The organism is Delftia sp. S65, assembly GCF_016516495.1.
GTDB classification, from domain to species: domain Bacteria; phylum Pseudomonadota; class Gammaproteobacteria; order Burkholderiales; family Burkholderiaceae_C; genus Comamonas; species Comamonas acidovorans.
The window spans coordinates 230,693-255,302 of the sequence record NZ_JACVUR010000005.1 but is presented as its reverse complement, the minus strand read 5'-3'; the positions used below and the strand labels follow the sequence as shown (position 1 = coordinate 255,302).

Genomic DNA, 24,610 nt, shown 5'->3' with positions numbered 1-24,610 from the left:
TCTTGGGGTGGGCGCCGTCCCATATCTCTCTGGCCCCCCCCCCGGTCCGTTCTTCGAATGTAAACAATGTTCCTGAGAACGCGCTGTCAGCGAACAGGCCCAATCCATGCGAGCCGCGTTTGCCTGCTGCGCCGCGCTGCACGACACTGGTGGCTTCCCCCACGAAACAGGCCGATCCGACCATGTCCGACACGTCCCAGCCCCACTCCCAACCCCAGCACCTGCCCACCCGCACCGCCGATGTGGGCGGCATTCCCATCCAGCGCGCCATTCCCCAGCGCGCCTTGCGCAAAGTCGGCGCCTGGTGCTTTCTCGACCACGCCGGTCCCGCCGACCCCGCGCCACCGGGCATGCAGGTCGGCCCGCATCCGCACATCGGCCTGCAGACCTTCACCTGGATGATCCGCGGCGAAGTGCTGCACCGCGACAGCCTGGGCCACACCCAGATCATCCGCCCCGGCCAGGTCAACCTGATGACGGCCGCCCACGGCATCGCCCATTCCGAGGAAAGCCAGACGCCCTCGCACATCCACGCCGCGCAGCTGTGGATTGCGCTGCCCGAGTCGCACCGCAACGGTCCGCCGCGCTTCCAGCACTACCCCGAGCTGCCCAGGACCACGGTGGGCGACTTCACGGCCACGGTGCTGGCCGGCGAAGCGCTGGGCCTGACGTCGCCGGCCGAGGTGCACACGCCCCTGATGAGCGTGGACCTGCATGCGGACAGCGCGGGCAATGGCAATGCCGTCGCCACGCTGCCGCTGCGCGCCGATTTCGAGCATGCCGTGCTCAGCCTGGAAGGCAGCGTGAGCGTGAACGGCCAGCCCCTGCCGGTGGAGGAACTGCTCTACCTGCCCCTGGGCACGGCCTCGGTCGCCATCGAGACCACGCCTGGCAGCCGCCTGCTGGTCATTGGCGGCGAGCCCATGGATGAAGCCATCTTGCTGTGGTGGAACTTCGTGGCCCGCACCAGCGAAGAAATTGCCGAGGCCCGCGCGCAATGGGAAGCGGAGGCCGGTCAGGATGCGCAGGCCCTGCCCGCAGGTGCGGCGCGCCGCTTCGGGCCGCCGCTGGCATCGCCCCTGAAGCCGCTGCATGCGCCTTCGCTGGACGGCGTGGTGCTGCGCGCCTCGCGCTGAACGCGCTTGCTGCGGCGATCGACCTGCAGCCATGGCCCTGCCCAACCAAAAGGCGCCCCGAATGGGGCGCCTTGCCGTTTGTGTTGCGGGAATTTCGAGGGTCAGGCCGGGCTGGCCGCATCCACCTCGGTGCCGTCCTCCACGCCGCGAACGCTCTCGCGGCCGTTCTTGTCCTTGAGCTTGCCCAGGTCGGTCTCCACGGCCCGCTTCAGCTTTTCGATGGCCGCGTTGAAGGCATCCTTGACCTTTTCAGCCTCGGCGTTCACGGCGATCGGCGGGCGGCCATTGGCCCGGGTCTCCAGAACGCAGCGCTTGCCGGGAGCGCCGGAGGTCTTGAGCGCATCGACGCCGGTGAGGAAAACCTCCACGCGTACCACGTAGTCCTTGAACCTCGCCAGCTTGGCGTTGATCTCTTCCTGCGCCCATTGCGCCAAGGACTCGCCACCCTGGATCGAATCGTCGGCATGAACCTGAACTTGCATGCATATCCTCCTAGTCGCCAAAAGCCGCACCACCGGCGCGGCGGGGTTGTCGGGGCCATTGATGAACTGGCGAATCCATCGTAACGCCATGCGGGCTGCCTGCACAGCAAGTCGCACCCTGCGTCGTCAGGTTTTTCGCGCTGCAGCATCCGCAGCCCCAACCCCTGCCTACAGGCTACACCCGCGGGCGGGGCGCCTGCACGAATGGACCGAAAAAGCTTGAGATGCCTCAAGACAACTCTTGCATTCACCTACACCTATTTGCAGTGATGGCCCTGCGCCGGTCGCGGGCGTTCAACCCCTTCCTACAGGTCGCAGGCACGATTGGGCTTACAACGTGACCATCAGGACTTCCCCCTTGCCCACCACCCCATGAGCCCACTTGCCTCACGCCGCCTCAAGATCGGCCTTTCGGCCTGTTTCTCCCATGCGGACCCGCAGCGTCCGCTTTTCACGGGCAAGACGCTGCAGTACGTGGAGCAATCGATAGCGCACTGGATCATGTCGGCCGGCGCCATGGTGGTGATGGTGCCCTGCCCCACAGGCGAGACCGCGCGCGGCGACGTGACGCTGGAGCACTATGCCGAGTGGCTGGACGGCGTGGTCATGCACGGCGGCGCCGATGTCTGGCCCGGCAGCTATGGCGAGGAACCCATGCGCCCCGAATGGCTGGGCGACCGCGTGCGCGACCTCTACGACCTGGCCGTGGTCGAGGCGTTTTCCCAGGCCGGCAAGCCCATCTTCGGCGTCTGCCGCGGTCTGCAGCTGATCAACGTGGCCTTCGGCGGAACGCTCTACCAGGACATCGAGACCCAGGTGCCCGGCTCGCAGCTGCACCGCAATCCCACCGAGTACGACCGCCACTACCACGACATCGCCATCGTGCCCGGCAGCCGGCTGGAGGCGCTGTACCCCACGCTGGACCGCGCACGCGTGAACAGCATCCACCACCAGGGCATCAAGGACGTGGCGCCCGAGTTCGATGTGGAGGCCTGGAGCCTGCCCGACCGCATTCCCGAGGCCATCTTCCGCAAGCCTGGCACGCTCAAGAGCTATATCGCGGCCACGCAGTGGCACCCCGAATTCCAGTTCCGCAACCCGGACACCAGCACGCTGGATGACAGCGTGCTGCTGCGCGACTTCCTGGCCGCCTGCTCACGCGCCCGCGTGAGCCCGGCCGTGAGCCACAGCCCCTTCCAGATCCGCAACCGCGCCGCGCGCCTGCTGCGCCGCGCCTTGCTTCGCAGGCATTGACGGCCCGGCGCCGCCAAGCGCCTGCGCCACCACCTGCTGCAACTGCCCGCGCAGCCACGCATGGGCTGGATCGGCCTGGTGGCGCGTGTGCCAGATCATGAACATGGGCAGCGGCGGGCAGTCCACGGGTACGGCAAAGCTGGCCAGCGATGACAGGGCCGTGCGTCCCAGCAGCGACGGCGCCGTCGCCAGCAGCGGCGTGCCGCGCACAAAGGCGGCCAGCGCCGCAAAGCCCGGCACGCGCACGGCAAAGCGGCGCTCCAGCCCGCGCGCCTGCAGTTGCAGGTCCAGGTCCAGCGCCTGGCGGTCGGCATAGGCCACGGTGGCGTGGTCGGCCTGCAGATAGTCGGCCAGGCTGGCCGGCGGCTGTCGCACGGCGCTGTCATAGAAGACTGCGTACTCATCGCTGAACAGGCGCTTTTGCACGATGTCCGTGGCATCGGGCGGGCGCGGGCTGATGGCCAGCAGGCAGGCGTCCGAGCGCAGCAGTTCGGCATCCGGCGCGCCGCTGTCGATCACGCGCAGCACCGTCCCGGGCGCGGCTGAGCGCAGGCGCCGGGCCAGCGCGGGCAGCAGCAGTTCGCGCTGCAGGTCGTTGGCGGCAATGGTGATCTCGGCACGCCAGTGCGCGGGGTCAAAGCTGGGCCCCTGGCCGAACTGCTGCATCTGCCGCAGCAGCTCGCGCGCCGGGTCCTGCAGCGCCAGCGCATGGGCCGTGGGTGCAATGCCCCGCCCCTGCCGCACGAACAATCGGTCGCCCGTGATGGCGCGCAGCTTGTCCAGCAGATGGCTGACGGCCGACTGCGTCACGCCCAGGCGCTGCGCCGCCGCCGTGACGCTGCCGGTCTCCAGCACGGCCAGCAGCAGTTGCAGCAGCCGGCCATCGAGCTGCGATCCATCGACTTGTCTCATGCATTCCATGATTGGCCGCCGCTTTATCTTTGGCAACGCGGACCGGACACTGCCGCTGATCCAACGCAAATACCGGAGACAAAACATGGCCGATCAGCCGCAGATTCCCGGCACCACCCTGTTCGATGGCAGGCAGGCCCGCAAGGGCTATGCGCTCAACAGCATGTGCTTTTCCTTCAACGAGCTGGCCAACCGCCAGGCCTTCCTGGCCGACGAGGAGGCCTATATGCGCAGCTACGGGCTGAACCAGGAGCAGGCCGAGGCCGTGCGCGCCCGCAACGTGCTGCAGATGATCGCGGCCGGCGGCAACGCCTACTACCTGGCCAAGCTGGCCGGCATCTTCCACCTGGACATGCAGGACATAGGCGCCCAGCAGACCGGCATGACCAAGGCCGAGTTCCAGGCCCTGCTGCGCTCGCACGCCTGAGCCCCGCCGCAGCCCACACGCAAGACACAGCACAGGAGACACCCACCATGGCACATCTCATCGGCGGCCTCGGCACCTCGCACATTCCCGCCATCGGCAACGCCATCCACAAGGGCCTGCAGAACGAGCCCTACTGGAAGCCCTTCTTCGACGGCTTCCCGCCCATCCGCGAATGGCTGGCCGCGCAGCGCCCCGACGTGGTGGTGATGTTCTACAACGACCACGGCCTGAACTTCTTCCTCGACAAGATGCCCACCTTCGCCGTGGGCGCGGCCGAGCGCTACTGCAACGCCGACGAAGGCTGGGGCATTCCCACGCTGGCACCGCTGCGCGGCCACACGGAGCTGTCATGGCACCTGATCGAGTCCCTGGTGGGCGAGGATTTCGACGTGGTCAGCTGCCAGGAAATGCTGGTGGACCACGCTTGCACGCTGCCGCTCAAGCTGTTCTGGCCCGAGGGCGACTGCCCTGTGGCCGTCGTGCCGGTGTGCATCAACACCGTGCAGTTCCCGCTGCCCTCGGCGCGCCGCTGCTATGCGCTGGGCCAGGCCGTGGGCCGGGCCATCGCGCGCTGGAACAGCGACCAGCGCGTGGCCGTCATCGCCTCAGGAGGCCTGTCGCACCAGCTCGATGGCGAGCGCGCGGGCTTCATCAACAAGGCGTTCGACCTGCAGTTCCTTGAAAGCATGGCCACCAATCCCGAATGGGCCACGCAGTTCAGCGTGCATGAACTGGTGGAAAAGACCGGCACCCAGGGCGTGGAACTGCTGATGTGGCTGGCCATGCGCGGCGCCTTGTCCGCGGCTGCGCCCGGCGTGCGCCGCGTGCACGGCAACTACCACATACCGATCTCCAACACCGCCACGGCGCTGCTGGCGCTGGAAGCGGTCTAGTCGGAAACACAAAGGCCGCCGGGCATGCCAGGCGGCCTTTGTGCTTTGCGGGGCCGTGCGGACCGGGTGTATCCCGGCCCTGCCTCTCAATGGTGGTGGCCGTGGCCGCCATGCACGTGGCGGTGCTCGATTTCCTCGGGCTTGGCCGCGCGCACTTCGGTGACCTTGCAGGAAAAGTGCAGCGCCATGCCGGCCAGCGGGTGGTTGCCGTCCAGCAGCACCACGGGGCCCTTGATCTTGACCACGTGGAAGATCTGGGGCTGCCCCTGGTCATCGGTGCCGCGCAGTTGGCCGCCGACCTTCACGCCGGGCGGGAACTCGCCCTTGGGAATGGTGCGCGTCAGGCTCTCGTCGCGCGCGCCGAAGGCGTCTTCCACGGCCAGGTCCACGGTCAGCGTGTCGCCCACGGCCTTGCCGTCCAGGGCGGCTTCCACCTTGGCGAAGATGTTGTCGTAGCCGCCGTGCAGATAGGCCACGTCGCCCTTGTCGAGCAGTTTGCCCAGCTTGTCGGTGATCTTGTAGTTGATGGTGACGGCGGTGTCTTTGGTGATGTTCATGGCAAAGGCCTTGGAAAACCGCAGCGCAGAAGGCGCGCCGCGCAAAGCTGCCATTGTCGGCGACCTGGGGCATTCCAGCGTCGCGGCCGTGGGTTCACCGGCCGCCCGACCTCAAGCCAGGCACTCGCGCGCGCATTCGAGCAGGCTGCGCGCCCAGCGCGCGCGGGCCGAGGTGTTGAGCCACAGCAGGCCCACCTTGCGGGCATCGGCGGGGCGGGAGCCGGCGCCGTCCACAGCAGCGCCCTGCTCCGGCAGCGCCAGCACGCGCACGTCGCGGCCCTGGGAGAGCACGGGGCCTATGTCGGGCACCAGGCCCACGCCCAGGCCCTGGTCCACCATCATGGCCACGGCCAGCACCGAGTTCAATTCCATGCGCTCCAGCGGCGCAATGCCCTGGGCGCGCAGGTAGCGGTCGGCCAGCCGGCCACCGGCCAGGGATCGGTCGTAGCGCACCAGGGGCCGGGTGCGCAGCAGGGCCAGCGGGTCCTGCTGCGCATCGCGGGCGCGGCACAGCACGACCAATGGCTCCTGGCGCAGCTCGGCCCAGCACACGGTCTTGGGCAGGTCGAACGAGGGTTGCAGGCAGATCAGCACGTCCAGCTCGGACTGGACCAGGGCCGTGTACAGCTCGGGCGTGAGGCCGGCGCGCACGCTGATGCGCACCTCGGCGTGGCGCGCCACGAAGGCCCGCATCACGGCGGGCACAAAGCCGTGCAGCGCCGTGTTCACGGTGCCCAGCCGCAGCTCGCCGCCGTCCGCGTCCGAGGCCACCCATTCGCGCAGGCCCTCGAAGTCCTGCAGCAGCTGGCGGCCACGCTCGAACAGCCGCTCGCCCGCCTCGGTGGCGCGCACGCTGCGGCCATGGCGCACCAGCAGCGGCGCACCCAGCTCGCCTTCCAGCACGCGCATCTGCTGGGCAATGGCCGAGGGGCTCAGATCCAGCTGGCGAGCAGCTTCGGACATGGAGCCGGTGTCCACCACTCTCAAGAAATTGTGTATGTATCTCACGTCCATTTCACACATTTTCTTGAATCACAACGCAGATGCAACTGCTGTTTTCCCAGGCTGCGCTGCACCACACTGCGTGACAACGACTATTTCAGGAGACAGACGCATGGATTCCCGGCCCACCTCTCAAACCGCTCAAGCCTCTCAGACCTCTTTGCCGCGCCGGATGTGGCTGTCCACCGCCGCCGCCGCGCTGGCCGCCTGTGCGCTGCCGGCCTGGGCCCAAAAGCGCGGCAGCCGCCTGGTGGTACCGTTTGCGCCGGGCGGCGGCAACGATGTGTTCGCGCGGCAGATGGCGCATGGCCTCAACGAGTCCTTCGGCTACGGGATGATCGTGGAGAACAAGGCCGGCGCGGGCGGCAACCTGGGCACGGAAGCCGTGGTGCGTTCGGCCGGCGACGGCAGCACCTGGCTGCTGGGCCACACGGGCACGGTGTCCATCAATCCCTCGCTGTATCCGGGCCTCAAGTTCAATGCGGCCACCGATCTGCAGCCGGTGGCCATGTTCGCTTCGTCGGCCCTGCTGCTGGTCGTGCCGGCTTCCTCGCCCGCGCGCAGCGTGGCCGATCTGGCCGAGCAGATGCGCAAGCGCAGCGGCGAGATGAACTACGCCTCCAGCGGCTCTGGCACGGGCGGCCACCTGACGGGCGAGATGTTCGCCCACGCGCTGGGCGCCAAGGCCATCCACGTGCCGTACAAAGGCACGGCCCCGTCGCTGACCGACCTGGTGGGCGGCAATGTGGATTTCAGCTTTGGCGTGATTCCCGCGGCCATGGCCCTGGTGAAGGCCGGCAAGCTGCGCGCCCTGGCCGTGACCGGCGCCAAACGCCAGCCCCAGCTGCCCGACGTGCCCACGGTGGCCGAGTCCGGCGTGCGTGCGCTGGCCGACTTCGAGAGCTCGCTGACCTACGGCATCCTCGCGCCCAGGGGCACGCCTGCCGAGACGGTGCGCGCGCTGGGGCGCGACATCCTCAAGGTGGCGTCTGCCGAGTCCTTCCAGTCGCGCCTGGGCATCGAGGGGGCCGTGCCGCTGCTGGGCGATGGCGCGCAGTACGCGGCCCGCATCCAGGTGGAGAGCGCCAAGTGGGCTGCCGTGATCAAGGCCTCGGGCGCCACGGCCTGAGACCGGCAAGGACAGCATGTCATTGGTGAAGGACTATCTGGGCCCCGCCGACAGCGGCCACTGGTTTGCAGACGCGCGCTGGCTGCAGGCGCTGCTGCGCTTCGAGAGCGCGCTGGCCCAGGCCCAGGCCGACTGCGGCCTGGTGCCGCGCCCGGCCGCCGAGGCCATTGCGCGCGCCTGCGCGCAGGCGCCGCTCACGTGCGAAGGCGTGGTGGAGCAGGCGCGCGCCAGCGGCGCGCTGGGCCTGGCCGTGGTGCGGCCGCTGCAGCAGTGGCTGCAGGCCCACGCCCCGGAAGGCCTGCCCTGGCTGCACTGGGGTGCGACCACGCAGGACGCCGTGGACACGGCGCAGGCCCTGCTCACGCAGCAGGCCCTGCAGGCGCTGCTGGCCGAGCTGGACGCGCTGCAGTCCGCACTGCAGGCCCTGGCCCGCACGCACGCGGCCACGCCCATGCTGGCGCGCAGCCTGCTGCAGCCCGCGCAGATCACCAGCTTCGGCTTCAAATGCGCGCAGTCGGCTGCCGCCGTGGGGCGCAGCATCGAACAGTTTGAAAGGCTTGCCACCGCTGCGCTGTGCGTGCAATTGGGCGGCGCCGTGGGCAATGGCGCCGTGCTGGGACGCCACCGTGCCGAGGTGGAGCAGGCACTGGCCCGGCGCCTGGGCCTGTCGGCCTGCGGCCGCAGCTGGCATACCCAGCGCGACGACTGGATGCGCCTGGCCATGGAGGCCGCCATATGCGGCGGCAGCCTGGCCAAGCTGGCCAAGGACTGGTCGCTGATGGCGCAGTACGAGGTGGGCGAGGTCAGCGAGGCGCCGCGCGGCAGCACCTCCAGCGCCATGCCGCACAAGCGCAATCCCGTGCACCTGATGCAGGCGGTGGCACAGGCCCAGGCCGTGCCCCCGCTCGCGGCCCTGCTGCTGGGCTGCATGGCCCAGGCCCATGAGCGCGCGCTGGGCGAGTGGCAGGCCGAGGTCGCGCACTGGCCCGACCTGTGGCGCCACGTGCATGGCGCCGCCGCCGCATTGCGCCAGGCCGCGCAGTCGCTGCAGGTGCATCCGCAGCGCATGTTGGGCCATGTGCGGGGCCTGCACGGACTGGTGTTTTCAGAGGCCTGCGTGCACGCCATGGCGCCCTGGACAGGCAAGCCCGAGGCCCTGGCCGCCGTGGAGCTGCTGGCCCCGCAGGCGCTGGAGCAGGGGCGCGAGCTGCGCCTGCTGCTGGTCGAATGGGCCGCGCCCCGGCTGGACGCGGCGGCCCTGCAGGCGCTGCAAGATGCGTTGGCCCGGGCCTGCGACCCGGCCCGCGCCGTGCAGGCATCGCATGATGCGTGCCTGGCGCTGCTGGCAGCGCCGCAGACCCACGCCCACGCCAATGCCCATTCCCATGCTTGACACAGGAACCCCGCCATGACCGAATCTTCCGCCGACGCCCTGCAGCGCGGCCTTGCCAACCGCCGCCGCGTGCTGGGCGATGAATGGGTGGACCAATCCGTGGCGCGCGCCAACGAACTGAATGTGGAGTTCCAGCGCATGATCACGGCCTATGCCTGGGACGGCATCTGGAGCCGCCCCGGCCTGGAGCGCCGCACGCGCCGCATCATGGTGCTGGCCATCACGGCCTCCATGGGCCGCTGGGAAGAGTTCGAGCTGCACATCCGCACGGGCCTGCTGGCCGACCCGGCCGATGCCGAGGCCGCGCCGCTGGATCTGGACACCATCCGCGAAGTGCTGCTGCAGACCGCCGTCTATGCCGGCGTGCCCGCAGGCAACACCGGCATGGCCATCACGCTGAAGATCCTCAAGGAACTGGGGCGCACGCCCGCGCCGGCCAGCTTTCATCCGCCCGCAGACACGGCCTGACGCGGCCTGACCGGACTCAGGCGGCCGGCGGCTGCTCCTCGGCCGCAGCGCCCGGGTAGCGCGCAAAGCGCCGGTTCTCTGCGCCATGCACCGGGTCCTGCTCGGCCCAGGGCCATCCGCCGAACTGGGTGCGCCGGTAGTCCTGCATGGCCTGCATGATTTCCTGCTGCGTGTTCATCACGAAGGGGCCGTACTGCGCCACGCTCTCGCCAATGGGGCGGCCCTGCAGCACCAGGCATTCCACGGCGTCGGCGCCGCTGTTGTGCAGCTCCCAGTCCTGCGTGGCATCCACATGCAGGGCCGCATGCTGTGCCAGCGCCGTGGGCCCGACCTGCAGTGCCTGGCCTGCAAAGAAATACAGCATGCGCTGCGTGTCCGCACCGGCTGCGCGCGGCAGCGTCCAGCGTGCGCCGGGCTCCAGGCGCAGTGTCCAGATGGCCACGTCGCCCTCGGGTTGCGAGGCCCAGGATTCGGGCGGCGGCGGCAGGGCGGCCGCCGTGCCGGGCAGGCTGCCTGCGACCACGGTGACCACGGTCCTGCGGCCTGCGGCGTCTGCGTGCTCCAGGCGCGGGATGCGCTCGTTCCAGAACATGGTGAAGTGCGGCTCCACCATCTTGGAGCGCGCAGGCAGGTTCAGCCAGATCTGGAACAGCTCCAGCGGATTGGGCGCGTCGCTGTCGAGCAGCGGGAACATCTCCGAATGCTGGATTCCCTTGCCGGCCGTCAGCCACTGCACGTCGCCGCCGCCAAAGCGCGCGGCCGCGCCCAGCGAATCGGAATGGTCGATCAGGCCCTTGCGCACCAGGGTCACGGTCTCGAAGCCGCGGTGCGGGTGGCCGGGAAAGCCCGGCACGCCGTCGCCGTGGTACATGGAAAAGCCGTCCTTGCGGCTGAAGTCGCTGCCCATCTGGCGGCCTTCCAGGTCCACGGCCTGCACGCCCAGGCGGCCATCGCTGGGCGGATAGGCATCGTCATGGTGGGCACAGAACAGGAAGGGGTCCATGGTGGGCCACAGCGGGCCCAGCGGCTGGCTCTGGAGGACGGGGGTGGTGGCTGCGGTCATCGTGGCTCCTGTGAGGCTGCGCCCGCAAGAAAAAAGGGGGCGCTGCATTCTCGGACAGATGCGGCCCCCGCGCCGGTTTTGAAAGCCACCATGGCTGGGACAGTGCGGCCCAGGAATGCAACGCCCGCCGGGTCAGTTGCGCGGCGGCGTCACCAGGCCCTTTTGCACGGCCGGGCGCGCCACGAAGGCGGCCAGCACGCGCTGCAGCTCGGGAAAGCGCTCCCAGCCCAGCAGTTCGGCCGCGTTGTAGCCCTGCTCCACCACCATGTTGCGCACCCAGGGCCACAGGGCGATGTCGGCAATGGTGAACTGCTCGCCCATCACCCAGGCGCGCCCTGTGAGGCGGCGCTCCAGCACACCCAGCAGGCGCACGGACTCGTTCACGTAGCGGTCGCGCGGGCGCTTGTCCTCGAAGTCCTTGCCCGCGAATTTGTGGAAGAAACCCAGCTGGCCGAACATGGGGCCGACGCCACCCATCTGGAACATCAGCCACTGCAGCGTTTCATAGCGCGCGGCCGGTTCGGCGGGCAGCAGCGGGCTGCCGGTCTTCTCGGCCAGGTAGACCAGGATGGCGCCCGATTCGAACAGCGCCAGCGGCTTCCCGCCCGGACCCTGCGGGTCCAGGATGGCCGGGATCTTGTTGTTGGGGAAGGTGTCCACGAACTCGGGCGAGAGCTGGTCATTGCTCTCGAAGCCCACGCGGTGCGCCTCATACGGCAGGCCCATCTCCTCCAGAGCGATCGACACCTTGACGCCGTTGGGCGTGGGCAGGGAATACAGCTGGATGCGGTCCGGCTGCGTGGCCGGCCACTTGCGCGTGACGGAAAAGGCGGAAAGCGGATTCTGTGGAGTCATGGGGCACCTTGAAGGCTGGACGGGTTCGCCAAGAAATCGATGGCCGCTGCATCGTAACGTTCGGCGCCCAGCCATGCTTGGCACGCTAAATAATGGCGGACCCGGCCCTGCCGCCGGGTCATAACAATCAACGGAGACATGCATGACAAGACATTCCACCCGCCGCCACGCACTGGCCCTGCTCGGCACCACCGCCGCCGCCTGGTTGGCCCTGCCCCTGGTCGCCACAGCGGCCGGCTACCCCGAGCGCCCCGTGACCGTGGTCGTGCCCTACTCGCCCGGCGGCGGCGTGGACATCATCACGCGCCTGGTCACACCGCCCATGGCGGAGCTGCTGGGCCAGTCCCTGGTGGTGGACAACAAGCCCGGCGGCGGCACCAACATCGGCATGGGCGCGGTGGCACGCGGCGCGGCCGACGGCTACCTGCTGCTGACGGCATCCAACACGCTGACCACCAACAAGGCGCTGTACGCCAAGCTCAATTTCGATCCGCTCAAGGACCTCATCCCGGTGGGCCGCATCGGCGAGGCGCCGCTGGTCGTGGTGGTCAACGCCAAGTCGCCCCACAAAAGTTTGGCCGAGCTGATCGCCGCCGGCAAGGCCAAGGCCGGCGCCCTGTCCTATGGCACGGCTGGCGTGGGCAGCTCGGGCCACATGGCCAGCGCCCTGCTGGAGCGCGCAGGCGGCTTCCAGGCCGTGCACATTCCCTACAAGGGCGGCTCGGCGGCCGTGACCGACCTGCTGGGCGGGCGGCTGGACTTCATGGCCATCAACCCGCTGGAGGTGGCAGGCCATGTGGGCAGCGGCGCGCTGCGCGCCCTGGCGGTGCTCAACCACAATGGTTCGCGCCTGTTGCCGGGCGTGCCCACGGCACGTTCGCTGGGCGTGAATGTGCAGGCCACCGTGTGGTGGGGCCTGGTGGCGCCGGCCGGCACGCCGCCGGCCGTGGTGCAGGCGCTGAACCAGGCTTTGAACAAGAGCCTGGCCCAGCCCGCCGTGCTGCAGAAGCTGGCCGACATCGGCGCATCGCCCATGGGCGGCACGCCGGCCGAGTTCGGCGCCTTCATTCAGGCCGAGAGTGCTGAGCTGGGCGAGGTGATTCGCGCCGCCAATATCCGCGCGGACTGAGGCGCGGGCGAAGGGAAGGACGAAGGCGCGCCGCTGCGCTCAGCGCGGCGCGACGGGCTTCTGGACCAGGGCCACGCTCAGGCCGTCCGGCGTCACCGTGATGGCGCCGGGCTCCATGTTCAGCGAGTCCATCAGGGCCAGTTCCTTGTCCTGCAGCTGGTAGAGCACGAGCTGGCCCAGCGCCTGCTCGGCCAGCGCGCTGGCGTAGGTGGTGAGCATGTCGCTCATGGCGGGCGCCAGGTCGTTGATGACCAGGCTGTTGACCTTGATCTGGTGGGCGCGCAGCGTGCGGTCCGTGGGCTCGTAGCGCAGCGCGAAGTCCAGGTTCAGATGGCCGCCATAGCTCTGCTTGAGCACGGGCCCCGACAGATCGGCCTGCAGCACCGCATTGAGCGCGTTGCGCTCGGGCAGCAATCCCAGCACCGGCGAATGCAGCTTGAGCTGCAGCATGCCGGCCACGGGGAACTGCCGGGGAAAGCGCTGGGCCACCACCTCCTGCAGCCTTTGCCGCGAAACCGAGACATTCCCAGGTCCGGACTTTCCCGAACATCCGGTCGCGGCCAGGCTCCAGCCCGCTGCCACGACCATCAACAAAAAGCGGCGATTCATCACGACAGCACAAGCCTCAGAAAGCCCGACACGAAACCCTGAAGCGCCATGCATGCCATACGCATGGCGCTATGTTTTTTGAGAGCGACATTGTCCCGCCAGGGGCTATTCCCTGTCCCTGCAGTGGGTGTTGCCCGGCACCTGCGCGCAGCCACTTCGAGAACGAAACGACATAGCAGCTAGTGCCCGCCGGACATAGGCAGTACCGGCTCCCATACGGAAACTCGGCCGCTCGCAAAGTTCCCGCCTTCCAGAAGAAATCAAGGAGACACCATGAGGAAGAACATCGCCCTCGCCCTGCTGGCCACAGGCTGCGCGGCCGGCCCCGCCCTGGCGCAGTCCACCAGCAGCGTGAGCCTGTACGGCATCATCGACGTGTCGGTGCGCGCGCAAAGCGGCCTGTCGGGCGCCAATGCGCCGGCTGCGGGCAGCATGGGCTCGGTCAACAGCGGCGTGGGTCCCACCAGCCGCTGGGGCATACGCGGCAGCGAGGACCTGGGCGGCGGCCTGCGCGCCATCTTCAACCTCGAATCCACGCTGGGCGCCGACGTGGGCGGCATCGGCGGCGTGGCCGGCACCTTCGACCGGGCGGCCATCGTGGGCCTGGCCGGCCACTGGGGCGCGGTCACGGCTGGCCGGCAGAACACGCTGATCTCCGACTCCGTGGGCCTGGTCGATCCCATTGCCCTGCGCTTTGCGGGCCTGAACCCCAACATCCAGGTCACCAGCCTCACGGGCCACGGCCTCAACAACGAATGGGGCGCCACCAACACCAAGGTGGGCTCCAACCGCGTCAACAACTCCATCAAGTACTCGGGCAGCTTTGGCGGCCTCACGGCGCGCGCCATGTACAGCTTCGGCGAGACCGGCGTGTCGGCCTCGCGCCTGGACACGCGCGGCCTGGGCCTGGACTGGCGCCAGGACGACCTGGTGCTGACCAGCGCCTACACCCAGTTCCACGACGCCAGCGGCCGCACGCTGGACGCCGCCAACATCGGTGGCGCCTGGAGCCGTGGCGACCTGCGCCTGATGCTCAACTACGGCCGCAACAAGGCCGAGACCAGCGACACCGCGAAAACCACGAACAAGATCCTGGCCCTGGGCGCGCGCTACGCCGTCACGCCCGTCATCGGTCTGAACGGCGGCTACTACAAGGTGGACCGCGAGCGCACGGGCCAGGGCGACGACGGCTTCCAGCGCCTGATCGGCTTTGTGGACTACCAGCTGTCCAAGCGCACCAGCCTGTTCCTGGAACTGGACACGACCAAGTGGAAGAACGGTTACCAGGGCGCAGGCAACAAGACGCGCGCCAGCGGCATCAGCCTGGGTATCACGCACAATTTCTGACCCCCTGAGCGGCTGGCGCCGCTTCCCCCAGGGGACGACGCCCTCGGCTAGGCGCCCCCGCCGCGAGGCGGCTCTTGCTCGGCGTCTCTGAGTTGGAGCACGCCAGTTTCACAGGCTGTGATCGTGATTCGCAGACCTGCAAGCCGCCGCGAAATCCAGCTTTGCCGCGCCCTTGGGCGCGGTTTTTTTATCTATTCATATATCTATTCATGGATTTGCATAAATCCTTGATTTTCAATAAATTAACCCATTGTTTCATCCATTCATGAATTGATTCTCCATGGCCACTGAAGACCTCTCCCTGCAGGTGCTGGCAGCACTGCGCCGCCAGGGCGGTGCGCTGGCGGCACGCGAGTTGCAGCAGATGCTGGGCGTGAGCCAGCCCACGGTGTCGCGCGCACTGGCACCGCTGATCCAGTCGGGCCAGGTGCGCAAGGTGGGGGCGGCGCGCACGCAGCGCTATGTGCTGCCGCGCCAGGTGGCGGGCGTGGGCGCCGAGGTGGCCATCATGCGCGTGGACACCGAAGGCCATGCATCGCCCTTCGGCCGCATGATCGCCCTGCACGGCGGCGGCTTCTGGGTGGATGAGGCCGACGGCCTCAGCGAGCAGCACGACGGCCTGCCCTGGTTCCTGGACGACATGCGGCCCCAGGGCTTCATCGGCCGCAGCTTTGCGCACAGCCACCCCGAACTACAGCTGGGCGGCGACCCGCGCCAGTGGGGCGAGGACGATGTGCTGCGCGCCCTGGCCCGCTTTGGCGAAGACCTGCCGGGCAACCTCATCGTGGGCGAAGCCGCCTTCGAGCGCTTCCACTCCCTGCCCGCGCGCACGCTGCGCGCCGCCTCTGCGGCCGACTATCCGCGCCTGGCCATGCAGGCCATGCAGGGCACGCATCCGGGCTCGTCGGCGGGCGGCGAGCAGCCCAAGTTCTGCTGCATCACGGCCGGGCGCAGCGTCATCGTCAAGTTCTCCCCGGCAGGCAACGCGCCGGCCGAGCAGCGCATCCGCGACCTGCTGGTCTGCGAGCACCTGGCACTGCAGACCCTGGCCGAAGACGGCCTGCCCGCAGCGCGCACGCGGCTGTTCCTCGATGGCGGCCGTGCCTTCCTCGAATCGGAGCGCTTCGACCGCAGCCAGCCGGCGCCGGGCGATGTGCCAAGCGATGTACCAGGCGATGTGCCAGTCTCACAGGCCCACCCGGGCAGCAACCCTGGACGCATCGGCATGGTGTCCCTGCAGGTGCTCAATGCCCAGTACGTGGGCGAGGTGGACAACTGGGCGGCCACGGCCAACCGACTGGCCGCACGCGGCCTCATCACCGAGGCCGACGCGCGCAGCCTGCGCCTGCTCGAAGCCTACGGCCAGCTCATCGCCAACACCGACCGGCACTACGGCAACATCTCCTTCGTGCTGCCTCATCCCCATGGCGACTGGGCGCTGTCGCCCACCTACGACATGCTGCCCATGCTCTACATGCCCATCAACGGCGAGATCGTGGAGCGCGACTTCGGCGCCCAGCCCCAGCGCCCCACGGCCGCCACGCTGGCCGAATGGCCGCATGCCCAGGCGCTGGCACACCGCTTCTGGCAGGCCGTGGCGCAGGATGCGCGCATCTCCGGGGACTTTCGCAGCATCGCTGCGCGAAATCTTGAATTCATTAGTGCCTGATTGACAGGCAACAGCAATGAAATTCAGATGCCAATCTGTGGATAACACCGGTAATTTCTCTTGAAAAACCTGTGCACATTCTCTTGAAAAACATTTGCACAAGCTGTGCTTTGTCTGCGCAAAACCTGCCATCCACAAGGACCGTACGCCACCGCCTGCACAATCGAAGGCTTCCTCATCCGACAAGAGCCTGGCCACCGATGACAAGCATTGCCCCTTCTCACGCCGCAGACCCACGCATCGCCGACGTGCTCAGCTACTGGCTGGGCTCCGCGCATCCCGACAACGCGGGCGCCCTGGCCTGCAAGAACCTGTGGTTCATCAAGTCCGATGCCACTGACGACCAGATCCGCGAGCGCTTCGGCGCACTGGTCGAAGATGCGCTGGCCGGCCAACTGGACGGCTGGGCCGGCACGGCGCTGGGGCGGCTGGCGCTGATCGTGTTGCTGGACCAGTTCACGCGCAACCTGTTCCGGGGCACGGCGCGCAGCTTTGCAGGCGACCCGCAGGCGCTGCAACTGGCGCTGGACGGCATCGCCCTGGGCCATGACCGCCATGCCGACCTGCCTGCCGTGGCGCGCATCTTCTGCTACCTGCCGCTGGAGCATGCCGAAGACCTGGCCCTGCAGGACCGCAGCGTGGCCGCCTTCCAGGCCCTGGCCGACCAGGCCGGTGACGCTGGCGGCGAGGGCGTGCGCGAGTTCCTCGCCGGCACGCTGGACTACGCCCACCGGCACCGCGACGTCATCGTGCGCTACGGCCGCTTTCCGCACCGCAATGCCATCCTGGGCCGCACCAGCACGGCCGAGGAACTGCAGTACCTGTCCCAGCCCGGCTCAGGGTTCTGAGAGCGCAGCGGATCTCCTTCACCCACAAAAAAGGGAACGTGCCAACGTTCCCTTTTTTGCTTTCGGCGCGCTGCCGGCATTCAGGCCGGCTGCGCCTGCGGCTGGCGCTCGCCGCCCTTGCGCTCGCCATCGCGCATGCGCAGCGCCCAGCGCTCGATCGTGTAGAACGACAGCGCCGACAGCGCCACCGAGATCGCCAGGCCCAGCGCCACCACCACGGGCCACGAGAAGTCGGCGCGCAGATAGCGCACCACCGGGTAGTGCCAGAGGTAGACGCCATAGGACAGGCGGCCCAGCTTCACCAGCGTGGGCGACGACAGCATGTCGAAGACCAGGCCCGAGCCCTGGCTTGCCGCCACCAGCAGCACCACGGCGGCGCATTCCACCACGGTGATGCCCCAGACCATGGCGTCCTGGTTGTCCCATTGCAGCGCCATCAACAGCGGCACGGCCAGTGGCACCCACATGGCGTGGTGCATGCGCGCCTTCAGTGCAGCGATGAAGTCGGGCCGCTCGATCATCACCGCCGCCAGCAGCGCACCGGCGAACAGGCCCGAGGCACGGGTGTCGAAGCGAAAGAAGATCTCATAGAAGTGCTGGCCCTGGTCCACCCAGTACACGCGCCACAGCCAGCTCAGCGCCCACAGCAGGGCAATCGGGCGCCACAGACGGCCTGGCTTGGAAAAGCGCAGCAGCAGCACCAGCAGCGGCGGCCAGATCAGGTAGAAATGCTCCTCCACCGACAGCGACCACATGTGCAGCAGCGTGTCCGGGCTGTCGAAGAAGGCGATGCCGTAGTCGGCCAGATAGAGGATGGAGACCAGCGCATCGGTGTAGATGTCGTTCAGGTCCGGCCACAGAAAGGGCGCGAAGATGCAGTACGCGCCCAGGAACAGGGCCAGCGCCGGCATCAGGCGATAGAAGCGGCGGCGGTAAAAGCGCCAGAAGCCGATGCGGCCTTCGGATTCGTTCTCCATCAGCAGCAGCGAGGTGATCAGATAGCCGCTGAGCACGAAGAACAGGTCCACCCCGAAGAATGCGCCATCGAACAAAGGCGCATGGGAGTGCGACAAGATCACCAACAGGATCGCCACGCCCCGCAGCCCGTCAAGGGCGGGGTTGTAGTGCAGTTTGAAATCCTTGACCACCAAAACCGGACACCTTTCCAACGCCGGGGCATACGCCCCGGGCCATGAACAAACCCCATGAAAAATGGAGCACGCGGACATGGCGCAGCCGTCCCCGGGAGGGTCGCAACGCATGGTCCAGCGCGATAAGAGAGACGGCACGCCCCAAGGTTCCCGGCGGATGCTGTGACCAGCAATCCGCGAGCCGCGGCTGCGGCGCACCTGGAGGATGCGGGCCGCCTCTACGGGCGGCCCTGCGTGCACGAACATGCCCTGCAGTGCAGGGCAATGGCTGATGAATTTCAGCGAAATCCGATTTTAGCCATCACCGCCTGCAGGCCAGGTTCGATGGACATTCGGCCTGGAGTCCTGGGTCACCCCGCCCCGCCGCCTGTCCACCTCTCATCGCACGCCGCGAGTATGGGCAGCGCACCGCGGCCGGAACGTAACAGGAAGTTGTCGCCGACGCTGCTGTGCCCGGCCTCACGCCGCCCTGCGCCGCCCTGTTGAGCCACTGGCGAACACAGGGCAAGGGGAGTTGGATGCGCTGTCAACAATTTGGAACAAAACGCCACCAATCCCAATGAACACCAGCATCTTCCGCTATCGTTTTTAACAAGCAGGCGGACAAACGGAAGAGATCGCGTCCTGCAGACCACGGCGCGCGTCACTGTCTGCCTGCACCGGCTGCTGGTTCTTGGCGCGCAGATAGTGCTCGGTGAACAGGGCTAGGTAGCTCTCCAGCGCACGGCCTGCGCGCCGGTCGCCTCCGTCGCCCGTCAGCTCCAGGCACAGGGCCGCCACCTCGCTGGTGCAGAAATGGTCTTCGCGCTGCGAGCGGCGCAGACGGTACTGCGACACCTGGTCCGGGTGCAGGCTCAGCACCGGAAAGCGGTCCAGGTAAGGGCTCTTGCGGAACATCTTGCGCGCCTCGGGCCAGGTCGCGTCCAGCAGGATGAACAGCGGGCGCCGGCCCGGGTCCGATTCGGTCCCGGCCTGGGCTCCGGCCCGGGGCACCGGCAGCGCATGCACCACTCGCTGCGGCGGCTCCACGAACTCGCCGGGAAACACCACATAGGGCTGCCACTGCGGATCATCGAGCAAGGCCAGCAGGCCCGCATCGGCCTCGGTGCGCGCCCAGCCGAAGGCGTGCGTCTGCTCCACCACATCGGCGATCAGCCAGCCCGTGTTGCTGGGCTTGAGCGGCTCGGCATCGTGCATCAACAGGCAAAAGCCCGCCCGCGTCGGCAGCATGGGACGCAGCGCGCAAAGGCAGTGCGAAGGCCGCAGCCGGCATCCCTCGCAGCGCTCGCCGCGCGGCCCGCCGCGCGACAGAAACGGCCGCGTGCTGCGCGCCAGCCGCTGCGTGCGCAGCCGCGAGACCGCATGCGGCGCCACGCCGGAGTCCACGCCGCGCAGATAGGACAGAGGCACGCAGGCATCCTGCGCCGCAGCAGGCACAGCTGACATTTCCAGGCTCATCCCACGCTTTCCAGCTCGAACAGCGGCAGCTCGGCGCGGCGGCTCAGCCACACGCCGCCGCCCAGTTCCTTGAAATGCTCGGCCAGCCCTCGCCGGTACAGATCGGCCCGGTGGCGGAACAGGCGCGGATCGGTCAGATCCTCATCGATCACGCCGCGTTCGTAATCCTCGCGCGCCACCGCCTCCACATACAGACCGCCTCGGCTCAACCGCCCCAGATTGGCCAGCGCGCGCTTGAGATCCGGCGGGCTCAGATAGGGCAGCACGCCCTGGCAGATCACCAGATCGAAGGGCTCTGCAGGATCATGCGCCGCATAGTCCACCACCGAGCCACGCTCCCAACCGAAGCGCCCGCACAGGTACTCGCTGAACTCCACGCCGTGGTAGCTGGCACCGGGGAAGTGGCGCTGCACCGCCTCGCGCCACAGACCGATGCCGCAGCCTACATCCAGCACGCGGCGCACGGGCACGCGCACATAACTCAGGTAGGAACAGACGAAAGCGCCCAGACGGTTCACATGCTCGGTATCGACCACGCTGGTCTTCTTGTCGAAGTAGTAGCGCTGGTAGTACGCCTCGTCGAACCACTGGTCACTTGCTGATTGCACGCATTCTCCTTGGGGGTGAGCGCCCGGTGGGCGCGTTCGGGCGGGAGTATGGCGTACAGGGGGCTTGGTGTGTTGAGGTGAGGTATTTGAGGCAGGCCCACGAAGCCGGACCCGGCACGACAGTCGGCCAATTTCTTGATTTCCGGTCAAAGCCAAGGCGGCAGCCTCCTCAGCCGCAGGCTGGTTATCCCCAGTCCCAAAAGCTGTTGATTGCGCATCTCCAATAACGCAACCTGTGCACAAAGGCTACGAGTAATAGAAATTTTACAAATTCAGACCAAACAATCAGTCTCCACAACCACTAACATGCCAGTTGCAATGACGAGATAGGTCCCTCCAATCGCCGAATCATCGACTTATATACCTTCATCAATCCGACATTCTTGAGGACTTGAATGCCAATAATTGATATAAATGGAGTTACCATCCACTCTCGCATCAAGCAGGCAATCACCCAAAATATTTAACAAGGTGAAATACAAGCGCGAGATGTTGAAAAAGGCTCCTGCACTGTTCCCAGCCAACCAAGACAGAATTGGCATTGAGTTAGTGGGTGAAGCCCTTCCTCGCGGCGAAGATATGCCAGATGAAAAGAAAACCTACCAAGCGGTTACTAGCGAGCAAAACGGTTCGCTGCAATGGCTTGTTTCAGAGCTAATGCTGACCCTTAGGATCCCGATGAGTGAAGTTTTCCGACATCTAGATGTTTCCCGGAAAAATCCCACAGAAGCGAGATCCGCAAAATGGTGAAAGGCTTCTTCTTTATCTTGCTGTCCGTCCTTTCCGGCACAGCCTCTGCCGCCAATCAATGCACCACAGGCTCAGAATTCGAGCCACCGCTGTGCCCGCTGGTACCTCCAAAAATCAGCAAGATCACCATCCAGAAAAACGCGGCCAAATCACCCGTCGAAAAATATCCGGCGGTGAGCTGCGCCAGTTTTATGCTGTCGATTGCCCAGGTACGCCGCTACTTCTAACATGCAAAAACGACCAATGAAAACGACGCGCATTACACGCTCGACTGGTCGCCCTGCTATGCAAGCGGAGAAATCGCATTCAGCGATGGCAGCCGAGGAAGCTGGAGCATCAACCAGTTCCGAGGCGGCGCGCTGTTCCTGGAAAACAGGGAAAAGACAGTGTTGCACTGCCCCAAATGCAAGTTCAAGCCATTTCAATGGTGATCGCTTAGGGTCGCCACGTCGGTCGACCACCACGAAAAACAGCCGAGCGCAGCGATAGCGCATCGGCTGTTTGCATTTTGGTTGCGCCACCGCTTTCCTCTTCTGCCAGCCCGCAACAGGAGGCCACCGAAATCATGGTGGCATTCCGCAAGTCCTTACCTCCGAACCCAGGCCAAGCGCAGCGATGGCCCGTACCCCCGCGTGTGAACGCGCCGGCGGCGTGGCGGATGCCGCGCAGCGTTCACGGGCATTCAGGCATGTTTCTTTGCCTCTTTTCCTGTGGCCGGCACTCCGGTCGTCATGACAAGAAAGGAGGACGGCGGCTGGGCCGAAACCCTGCTCTCACCTGCAAGGCGGGCATGTCCCCGCAAGCCCACCAAAAGCCCCCATCAACAACACACCCAGACACACCTCTGTCATCCATTTCCCACACGCCTCCGTGTTTTCCCCAATCCCACCCCGAACCATCAGTCCTAAACTCACGCTTGTTTCAAGAAAAAAGTGTCATTTCAAATTTGAAACAGACACAAACCCCCTTCGATTGAGGTACGCCATGAACACCACGCCCTCCACAGGCCAGCTTGCCGGCCGCCGCATCCTCGTCACAGGCTCGGCGCGCGGCCTGGGCTTTGCGTTCGCCAAGGCCTTTTGCGAGCAGGGCGCGCGCGTTGCCATGGCCGATCTGCGCGAGGAGCTGCTGGCCGAGTCCGTGGCCCGGCTGCGTGCGCAGGGCTTCGAGGCCCATGGCTTCGGGCTGGATGCCGGCAATCCGGAGTCGATAGAGCGCTGCGCGCAGCAGGCCGTGCAGGCGCTGGGCGGGCTGGACGGCCTGGTGAACAACGCGGCCGTGACCGATTCGGGCGGCAAGGGCATGGACGACATCGATCTGGACAAGTGGGACCAGGTGATGAACGTGAACGTGCGCGGCGTGTGGCTGATGACGCGGGCCTGCCGCGCCGCGCTGCGCGACAGCGGCCGGGGTGCCATCGTGAACCTGGCTTCCGACACCGCGATGTGGGGCGCCCCCAACCTGATGGCCTATGTGGCCAGCAAGGGCGCGGTGATGGCCATGACGCGTTCCATGGCGCGCGAGCTGGGCGCCGACGGCATCACCATCAACGCCGTGGCGCCGGGCCTGGTGCTGGTGGAGGCCACGGAGTACGTGCCCGAGCACCGCCACCGCCTGTACATCGACCAGCGCGCGCTGCAGCGCGAGCAGCGGCCCGAGGACGTGTCGGGCGCCGTGGCCTATGCGCTGTCCGATGGCGCGCGCTTCGTGACGGGGCAGGTGCTGCCCGTCAACGGCGGCTTCGTCATGAATTGAAGGGGTTCGCCATGACCGACACCACCCCTTCCGGGAATGCCGAGAGCGCCGAAAGCGCGGACAACGGCGCCGACAAATACATGGTGCCCGCGCTGGAGCGCGGCTTGCGCCTGCTGCAGGAGTTCGGGCGCGGCAATGCCACGCTGGGCGCGCCCGAGCTGGCCCGCCGCCTGCAGCTGCCGCGCGCCACGATTTTCCGCATGCTCAACACGCTGGAGGCCATGGGCTTTCTGCAGCGTGCCGAGGGCAGCAATGACTACCGGCTGGGCCTGTCCGTGCTGCGCCTGGGCTTCGAGTTCCTGTCGTCCATGGACCTGACCGAGCTGGGCCAGCCCGTGATCGCGCGGCTGTGCGGCGAGATCCGCTATCCCTGCAACATCGTGGTGCGCGATGGCCGCTCCATCGTCTACGTGGCCAAGGTGACGCCGCCCACGCCGCTGACCAGTTCGGTGCGCGTGGGCACGCGCCTGCCCGCCCATGCCACGGCCCTGGGCCGCGTGCTGCTGGCCGACCTGTCCCTGCCCGAGCTGCGCGCGCTCTATCCCGAAGACCACCTGGAAGCGCACACGCCCAAGACGCCGCGCACGGTGCTGGACCTGTTCAACCTGGTCGAGGCCGACCGCGAGCGCGGCCATGTGTTCAGCGAGGGCTTCTACGAAAGCTCCATCTGCACCATCGCCGCCCCCGTGCGCGACCACAGCGGCCGCGTGGTGGCGGCGCTGGGCACGACGGTCCCCGCGCCCCATGTGGAGGAGGGCCGTGCCGAGACCCTGATCGCCGGCGTCTGCGACGCGGCGGCCGAGCTGTCCGAGCTGCTGAACTACCGCCCGCAAACGCAAACGCAAACGCAGACGGCACAGCTGCTTTCCCTCAATTCCCGGCGCGCAGGAGGCGGCCATGTTTGATTCCCAACTCAAGGACACCACGGCCGTCGTCACCGGCGGCTCTTCGGGCATTGGCCTGGCCACGGTCGATCTGCTGCTGTCGCAGGGCGCGCGTGTCGCCCTGTGCGGGCGCAGCGCCGAACGCCTGGAGCAGGCCGTGCAGCAGCTGCGCGGGCGCCATCCCGAGGCCCGCCTGTTCGCCCAGGCCTGCGACGTGCTCGACGCTGCCCAGGTGCAGCAATTCGCGCGCGACAGCGAGGCTGCGCTGGGTCCGGCCTCCATCCTCGTGAACAACGCGGGCCAGGGCCGGGTCTCGACGTTTGCCAGCACCGACGATGCGGCCTGGACCGAGGAGCTGCACCTGAAGTTCTTCTCGGTGCTGCATCCCACGCGCGCCTTTTTGCCGCAGCTCGAGCGCACGGCTGAGCCGGCCATCGTCTGCGTCAATTCGCTGCTGGCCTCGCAGCCCGAGCCGCACATGGTGGCCACCTCGGCCGCGCGCGCCGGCCTCAAGAACCTGGTGCGCTCCATGGCCACCGAGTTCGCGCCCAAGGGTGTGCGCGTCAACGGCATCCTGGTCGGCCTGATCGAGTCCGGCCAGTGGCGCCGCCGCTTCGAGGCGCGCGAGGACCGCAGCCAGGACTGGAACGCCTGGAGCGCCGACCTCGCCCGCAAGAAGTCCATTCCGCTGGGCCGCCTGGGCTCGCCCGACGAGGCCGCGCGCGCCATCTTCTATCTCGCCACGCCCCTGTCCTCCTACACGACCGGCAGCCACATCGACGTCTCCGGTGGCCTTGCACGGCAAGCGTAGTGCTCCAGCCCCTTCACCCG

The 24,610-nt window shown here is 67.4% G+C and carries 26 protein-coding genes; 16 read left to right on the top strand and 10 right to left on the bottom strand.

Going from position 1 to position 24,610, the window contains the following annotated elements; genetic code table 11:
• Window positions 1–182 precede the first annotated feature (182 nt).
• Window positions 183–1,136: a pirin family protein gene (locus tag IAE24_RS07465; RefSeq protein WP_199962254.1), complete on the top strand. Its 954-nt coding sequence runs from the start codon at window positions 183–185 to the stop codon at window positions 1,134–1,136.
• Between the two features lie 101 nt (window positions 1,137–1,237).
• Here IAE24_RS07465 and IAE24_RS07460 read toward each other — a convergent pair whose 3' ends face one another.
• Entirely contained in the window at window positions 1,238–1,618 is a 381-nt protein-coding gene (locus tag IAE24_RS07460; RefSeq protein WP_012202850.1) for an HPF/RaiA family ribosome-associated protein, read from the bottom strand.
• Window positions 1,619–1,990: 372 nt separating this feature from the next.
• Here IAE24_RS07460 and IAE24_RS07455 point away from each other — a divergent pair, with 372 nt between their 5' ends.
• Complete coding sequence (locus IAE24_RS07455; protein ID WP_012202849.1) at window positions 1,991–2,872, top strand: gamma-glutamyl-gamma-aminobutyrate hydrolase family protein; 882 nt, start codon at window positions 1,991–1,993, stop codon at window positions 2,870–2,872.
• On the opposite strand, the gene IAE24_RS07450 is transcribed toward IAE24_RS07455, so the two are convergent.
• The gene (locus IAE24_RS07450; RefSeq protein WP_199962253.1) at window positions 2,774–3,793 is read right to left on the bottom strand and encodes a LysR family transcriptional regulator; all 1,020 of its coding nucleotides are present in this window, start codon (window positions 3,791–3,793) and stop codon (window positions 2,774–2,776) included. The genes IAE24_RS07455 and IAE24_RS07450 overlap by 99 nt on opposite strands.
• Window positions 3,794–3,869: 76 nt before the next feature.
• Between IAE24_RS07450 and IAE24_RS07445 the strand changes: the two genes are divergently transcribed.
• Together IAE24_RS07445 and IAE24_RS07440 are read left to right on the top strand one after the other, a co-directional pair.
• Window positions 3,870–4,211 carry a protocatechuate 4,5-dioxygenase subunit alpha gene (locus IAE24_RS07445; protein ID WP_016449852.1) on the top strand — a complete coding sequence of 114 codons (342 nt, stop codon included), beginning with the start codon at window positions 3,870–3,872 and terminating at the stop codon, window positions 4,209–4,211.
• A 47-nt stretch (window positions 4,212–4,258) separates the two neighbouring features.
• On the top strand, window positions 4,259–5,104 hold the full coding sequence (locus IAE24_RS07440; RefSeq protein ID WP_047326366.1) for a class III extradiol dioxygenase family protein: 846 nt from the start codon (window positions 4,259–4,261) through the stop codon (window positions 5,102–5,104).
• An 86-nt stretch (window positions 5,105–5,190) separates the two neighbouring features.
• Here the strand turns inward: IAE24_RS07440 and IAE24_RS07435 are convergent, their stop codons facing one another.
• Together IAE24_RS07435 and IAE24_RS07430 are read right to left on the bottom strand one after the other, a co-directional pair.
• On the bottom strand, window positions 5,191–5,661 hold the full coding sequence (locus IAE24_RS07435; protein ID WP_192367420.1) for an FKBP-type peptidyl-prolyl cis-trans isomerase: 471 nt from the start codon (window positions 5,659–5,661) through the stop codon (window positions 5,191–5,193).
• Between the two features lie 111 nt (window positions 5,662–5,772).
• Window positions 5,773–6,675, bottom strand: coding sequence for a LysR family transcriptional regulator (locus IAE24_RS07430; protein WP_199962252.1), 903 nt, complete (start codon window positions 6,673–6,675; stop codon window positions 5,773–5,775).
• A 100-nt stretch (window positions 6,676–6,775) separates the two neighbouring features.
• Here IAE24_RS07430 and IAE24_RS07425 point away from each other — a divergent pair, with 100 nt between their 5' ends.
• The 3 genes from IAE24_RS07425 to IAE24_RS07415 are packed head-to-tail and all read left to right on the top strand — an operon-like array spanning window position 6,776 to window position 9,653.
• Window positions 6,776–7,792, top strand: a complete 1,017-nt coding sequence (locus tag IAE24_RS07425) for a Bug family tripartite tricarboxylate transporter substrate binding protein (RefSeq protein WP_199962251.1) — start codon at window positions 6,776–6,778, stop codon at window positions 7,790–7,792.
• A 16-nt stretch (window positions 7,793–7,808) separates the two neighbouring features.
• A complete protein-coding gene (locus IAE24_RS07420) occupies window positions 7,809–9,185 on the top strand; it encodes a lyase family protein (protein WP_199962250.1) in 1,377 nt (458 codons plus the stop codon).
• Window positions 9,186–9,200: 15 nt separating this feature from the next.
• Window positions 9,201–9,653: a carboxymuconolactone decarboxylase family protein gene (locus IAE24_RS07415; RefSeq protein WP_088165816.1), complete on the top strand. Its 453-nt coding sequence runs from the start codon at window positions 9,201–9,203 to the stop codon at window positions 9,651–9,653.
• Between the two features lie 16 nt (window positions 9,654–9,669).
• Here IAE24_RS07415 and IAE24_RS07410 read toward each other — a convergent pair whose 3' ends face one another.
• Together IAE24_RS07410 and IAE24_RS07405 are read right to left on the bottom strand one after the other, a co-directional pair.
• On the bottom strand, window positions 9,670–10,716 hold the full coding sequence (locus IAE24_RS07410; protein ID WP_043825395.1) for a pirin family protein: 1,047 nt from the start codon (window positions 10,714–10,716) through the stop codon (window positions 9,670–9,672).
• 132 nt (window positions 10,717–10,848) lie between these two features.
• Window positions 10,849–11,571 (bottom strand): glutathione S-transferase C-terminal domain-containing protein, encoded by a 723-nt coding sequence (locus IAE24_RS07405; RefSeq protein ID WP_199962249.1) that lies wholly within the window; start codon window positions 11,569–11,571, stop codon window positions 10,849–10,851.
• Between the two features lie 142 nt (window positions 11,572–11,713).
• Here IAE24_RS07405 and IAE24_RS07400 point away from each other — a divergent pair, with 142 nt between their 5' ends.
• Window positions 11,714–12,700, top strand: a complete 987-nt coding sequence (locus IAE24_RS07400; protein WP_199962248.1) for a Bug family tripartite tricarboxylate transporter substrate binding protein — start codon at window positions 11,714–11,716, stop codon at window positions 12,698–12,700.
• A 39-nt stretch (window positions 12,701–12,739) separates the two neighbouring features.
• Here the strand turns inward: IAE24_RS07400 and IAE24_RS07395 are convergent, their stop codons facing one another.
• Window positions 12,740–13,309 (bottom strand): DUF1439 domain-containing protein, encoded by a 570-nt coding sequence (locus IAE24_RS07395; protein WP_233626394.1) that lies wholly within the window; start codon window positions 13,307–13,309, stop codon window positions 12,740–12,742.
• A 273-nt stretch (window positions 13,310–13,582) separates the two neighbouring features.
• Here IAE24_RS07395 and IAE24_RS07390 point away from each other — a divergent pair, with 273 nt between their 5' ends.
• The 3 genes from IAE24_RS07390 to IAE24_RS07380 all read left to right on the top strand — a co-directional run bounded on the left by IAE24_RS07390 (window position 13,583) and on the right by IAE24_RS07380 (window position 17,173).
• Window positions 13,583–14,656: a porin gene (locus IAE24_RS07390; RefSeq protein ID WP_199962247.1), complete on the top strand. Its 1,074-nt coding sequence runs from the start codon at window positions 13,583–13,585 to the stop codon at window positions 14,654–14,656.
• A 280-nt stretch (window positions 14,657–14,936) separates the two neighbouring features.
• On the top strand, window positions 14,937–16,325 hold the full coding sequence (yjjJ, locus tag IAE24_RS07385; RefSeq protein ID WP_199962246.1) for a type II toxin-antitoxin system HipA family toxin YjjJ: 1,389 nt from the start codon (window positions 14,937–14,939) through the stop codon (window positions 16,323–16,325).
• Window positions 16,326–16,525: 200 nt separating this feature from the next.
• Window positions 16,526–17,173, top strand: coding sequence for a DUF924 family protein (locus IAE24_RS07380; protein ID WP_013804552.1), 648 nt, complete (start codon window positions 16,526–16,528; stop codon window positions 17,171–17,173).
• Window positions 17,174–17,253: 80 nt separating this feature from the next.
• Here IAE24_RS07380 and IAE24_RS07375 read toward each other — a convergent pair whose 3' ends face one another.
• The 3 genes from IAE24_RS07375 to IAE24_RS07365 all read right to left on the bottom strand — a co-directional run bounded on the left by IAE24_RS07375 (window position 17,254) and on the right by IAE24_RS07365 (window position 20,390).
• Window positions 17,254–18,402, bottom strand: coding sequence for an acyltransferase family protein (locus IAE24_RS07375; RefSeq protein ID WP_012202833.1), 1,149 nt, complete (start codon window positions 18,400–18,402; stop codon window positions 17,254–17,256).
• 510 nt (window positions 18,403–18,912) lie between these two features.
• On the bottom strand, window positions 18,913–19,770 hold the full coding sequence (locus IAE24_RS07370) for a tRNA-uridine aminocarboxypropyltransferase (RefSeq protein ID WP_199962245.1): 858 nt from the start codon (window positions 19,768–19,770) through the stop codon (window positions 18,913–18,915).
• A gap of 8 nt (window positions 19,771–19,778) precedes the next feature.
• Entirely contained in the window at window positions 19,779–20,390 is a 612-nt protein-coding gene (locus IAE24_RS07365; protein WP_013804555.1) for a class I SAM-dependent DNA methyltransferase, read from the bottom strand.
• Between the two features lie 414 nt (window positions 20,391–20,804).
• Here IAE24_RS07365 and IAE24_RS07360 point away from each other — a divergent pair, with 414 nt between their 5' ends.
• The 5 genes from IAE24_RS07360 to IAE24_RS07340 all read left to right on the top strand — a co-directional run bounded on the left by IAE24_RS07360 (window position 20,805) and on the right by IAE24_RS07340 (window position 24,590).
• On the top strand, window positions 20,805–21,140 hold the full coding sequence (locus tag IAE24_RS07360) for a peptidoglycan recognition protein family protein (RefSeq protein WP_233626393.1): 336 nt from the start codon (window positions 20,805–20,807) through the stop codon (window positions 21,138–21,140).
• Window positions 21,134–21,367 carry a hypothetical protein gene (locus IAE24_RS30230; RefSeq protein ID WP_233626392.1) on the top strand — a complete coding sequence of 78 codons (234 nt, stop codon included), beginning with the start codon at window positions 21,134–21,136 and terminating at the stop codon, window positions 21,365–21,367. Before IAE24_RS07360 ends, IAE24_RS30230 begins: the two co-directional genes overlap by 7 nt.
• A 757-nt stretch (window positions 21,368–22,124) precedes the next feature.
• Window positions 22,125–22,895 carry an SDR family oxidoreductase gene (locus IAE24_RS07350; protein ID WP_012202888.1) on the top strand — a complete coding sequence of 257 codons (771 nt, stop codon included), beginning with the start codon at window positions 22,125–22,127 and terminating at the stop codon, window positions 22,893–22,895.
• A gap of 11 nt (window positions 22,896–22,906) precedes the next feature.
• Window positions 22,907–23,800, top strand: coding sequence for an IclR family transcriptional regulator (locus IAE24_RS07345; RefSeq protein ID WP_199962244.1), 894 nt, complete (start codon window positions 22,907–22,909; stop codon window positions 23,798–23,800).
• Window positions 23,793–24,590, top strand: a complete 798-nt coding sequence (locus IAE24_RS07340) for an SDR family oxidoreductase (protein WP_047217882.1) — start codon at window positions 23,793–23,795, stop codon at window positions 24,588–24,590. The genes IAE24_RS07345 and IAE24_RS07340 overlap by 8 nt, the downstream gene beginning before the upstream one ends.
• Window positions 24,591–24,610: the final 20 nt, after the last annotated feature.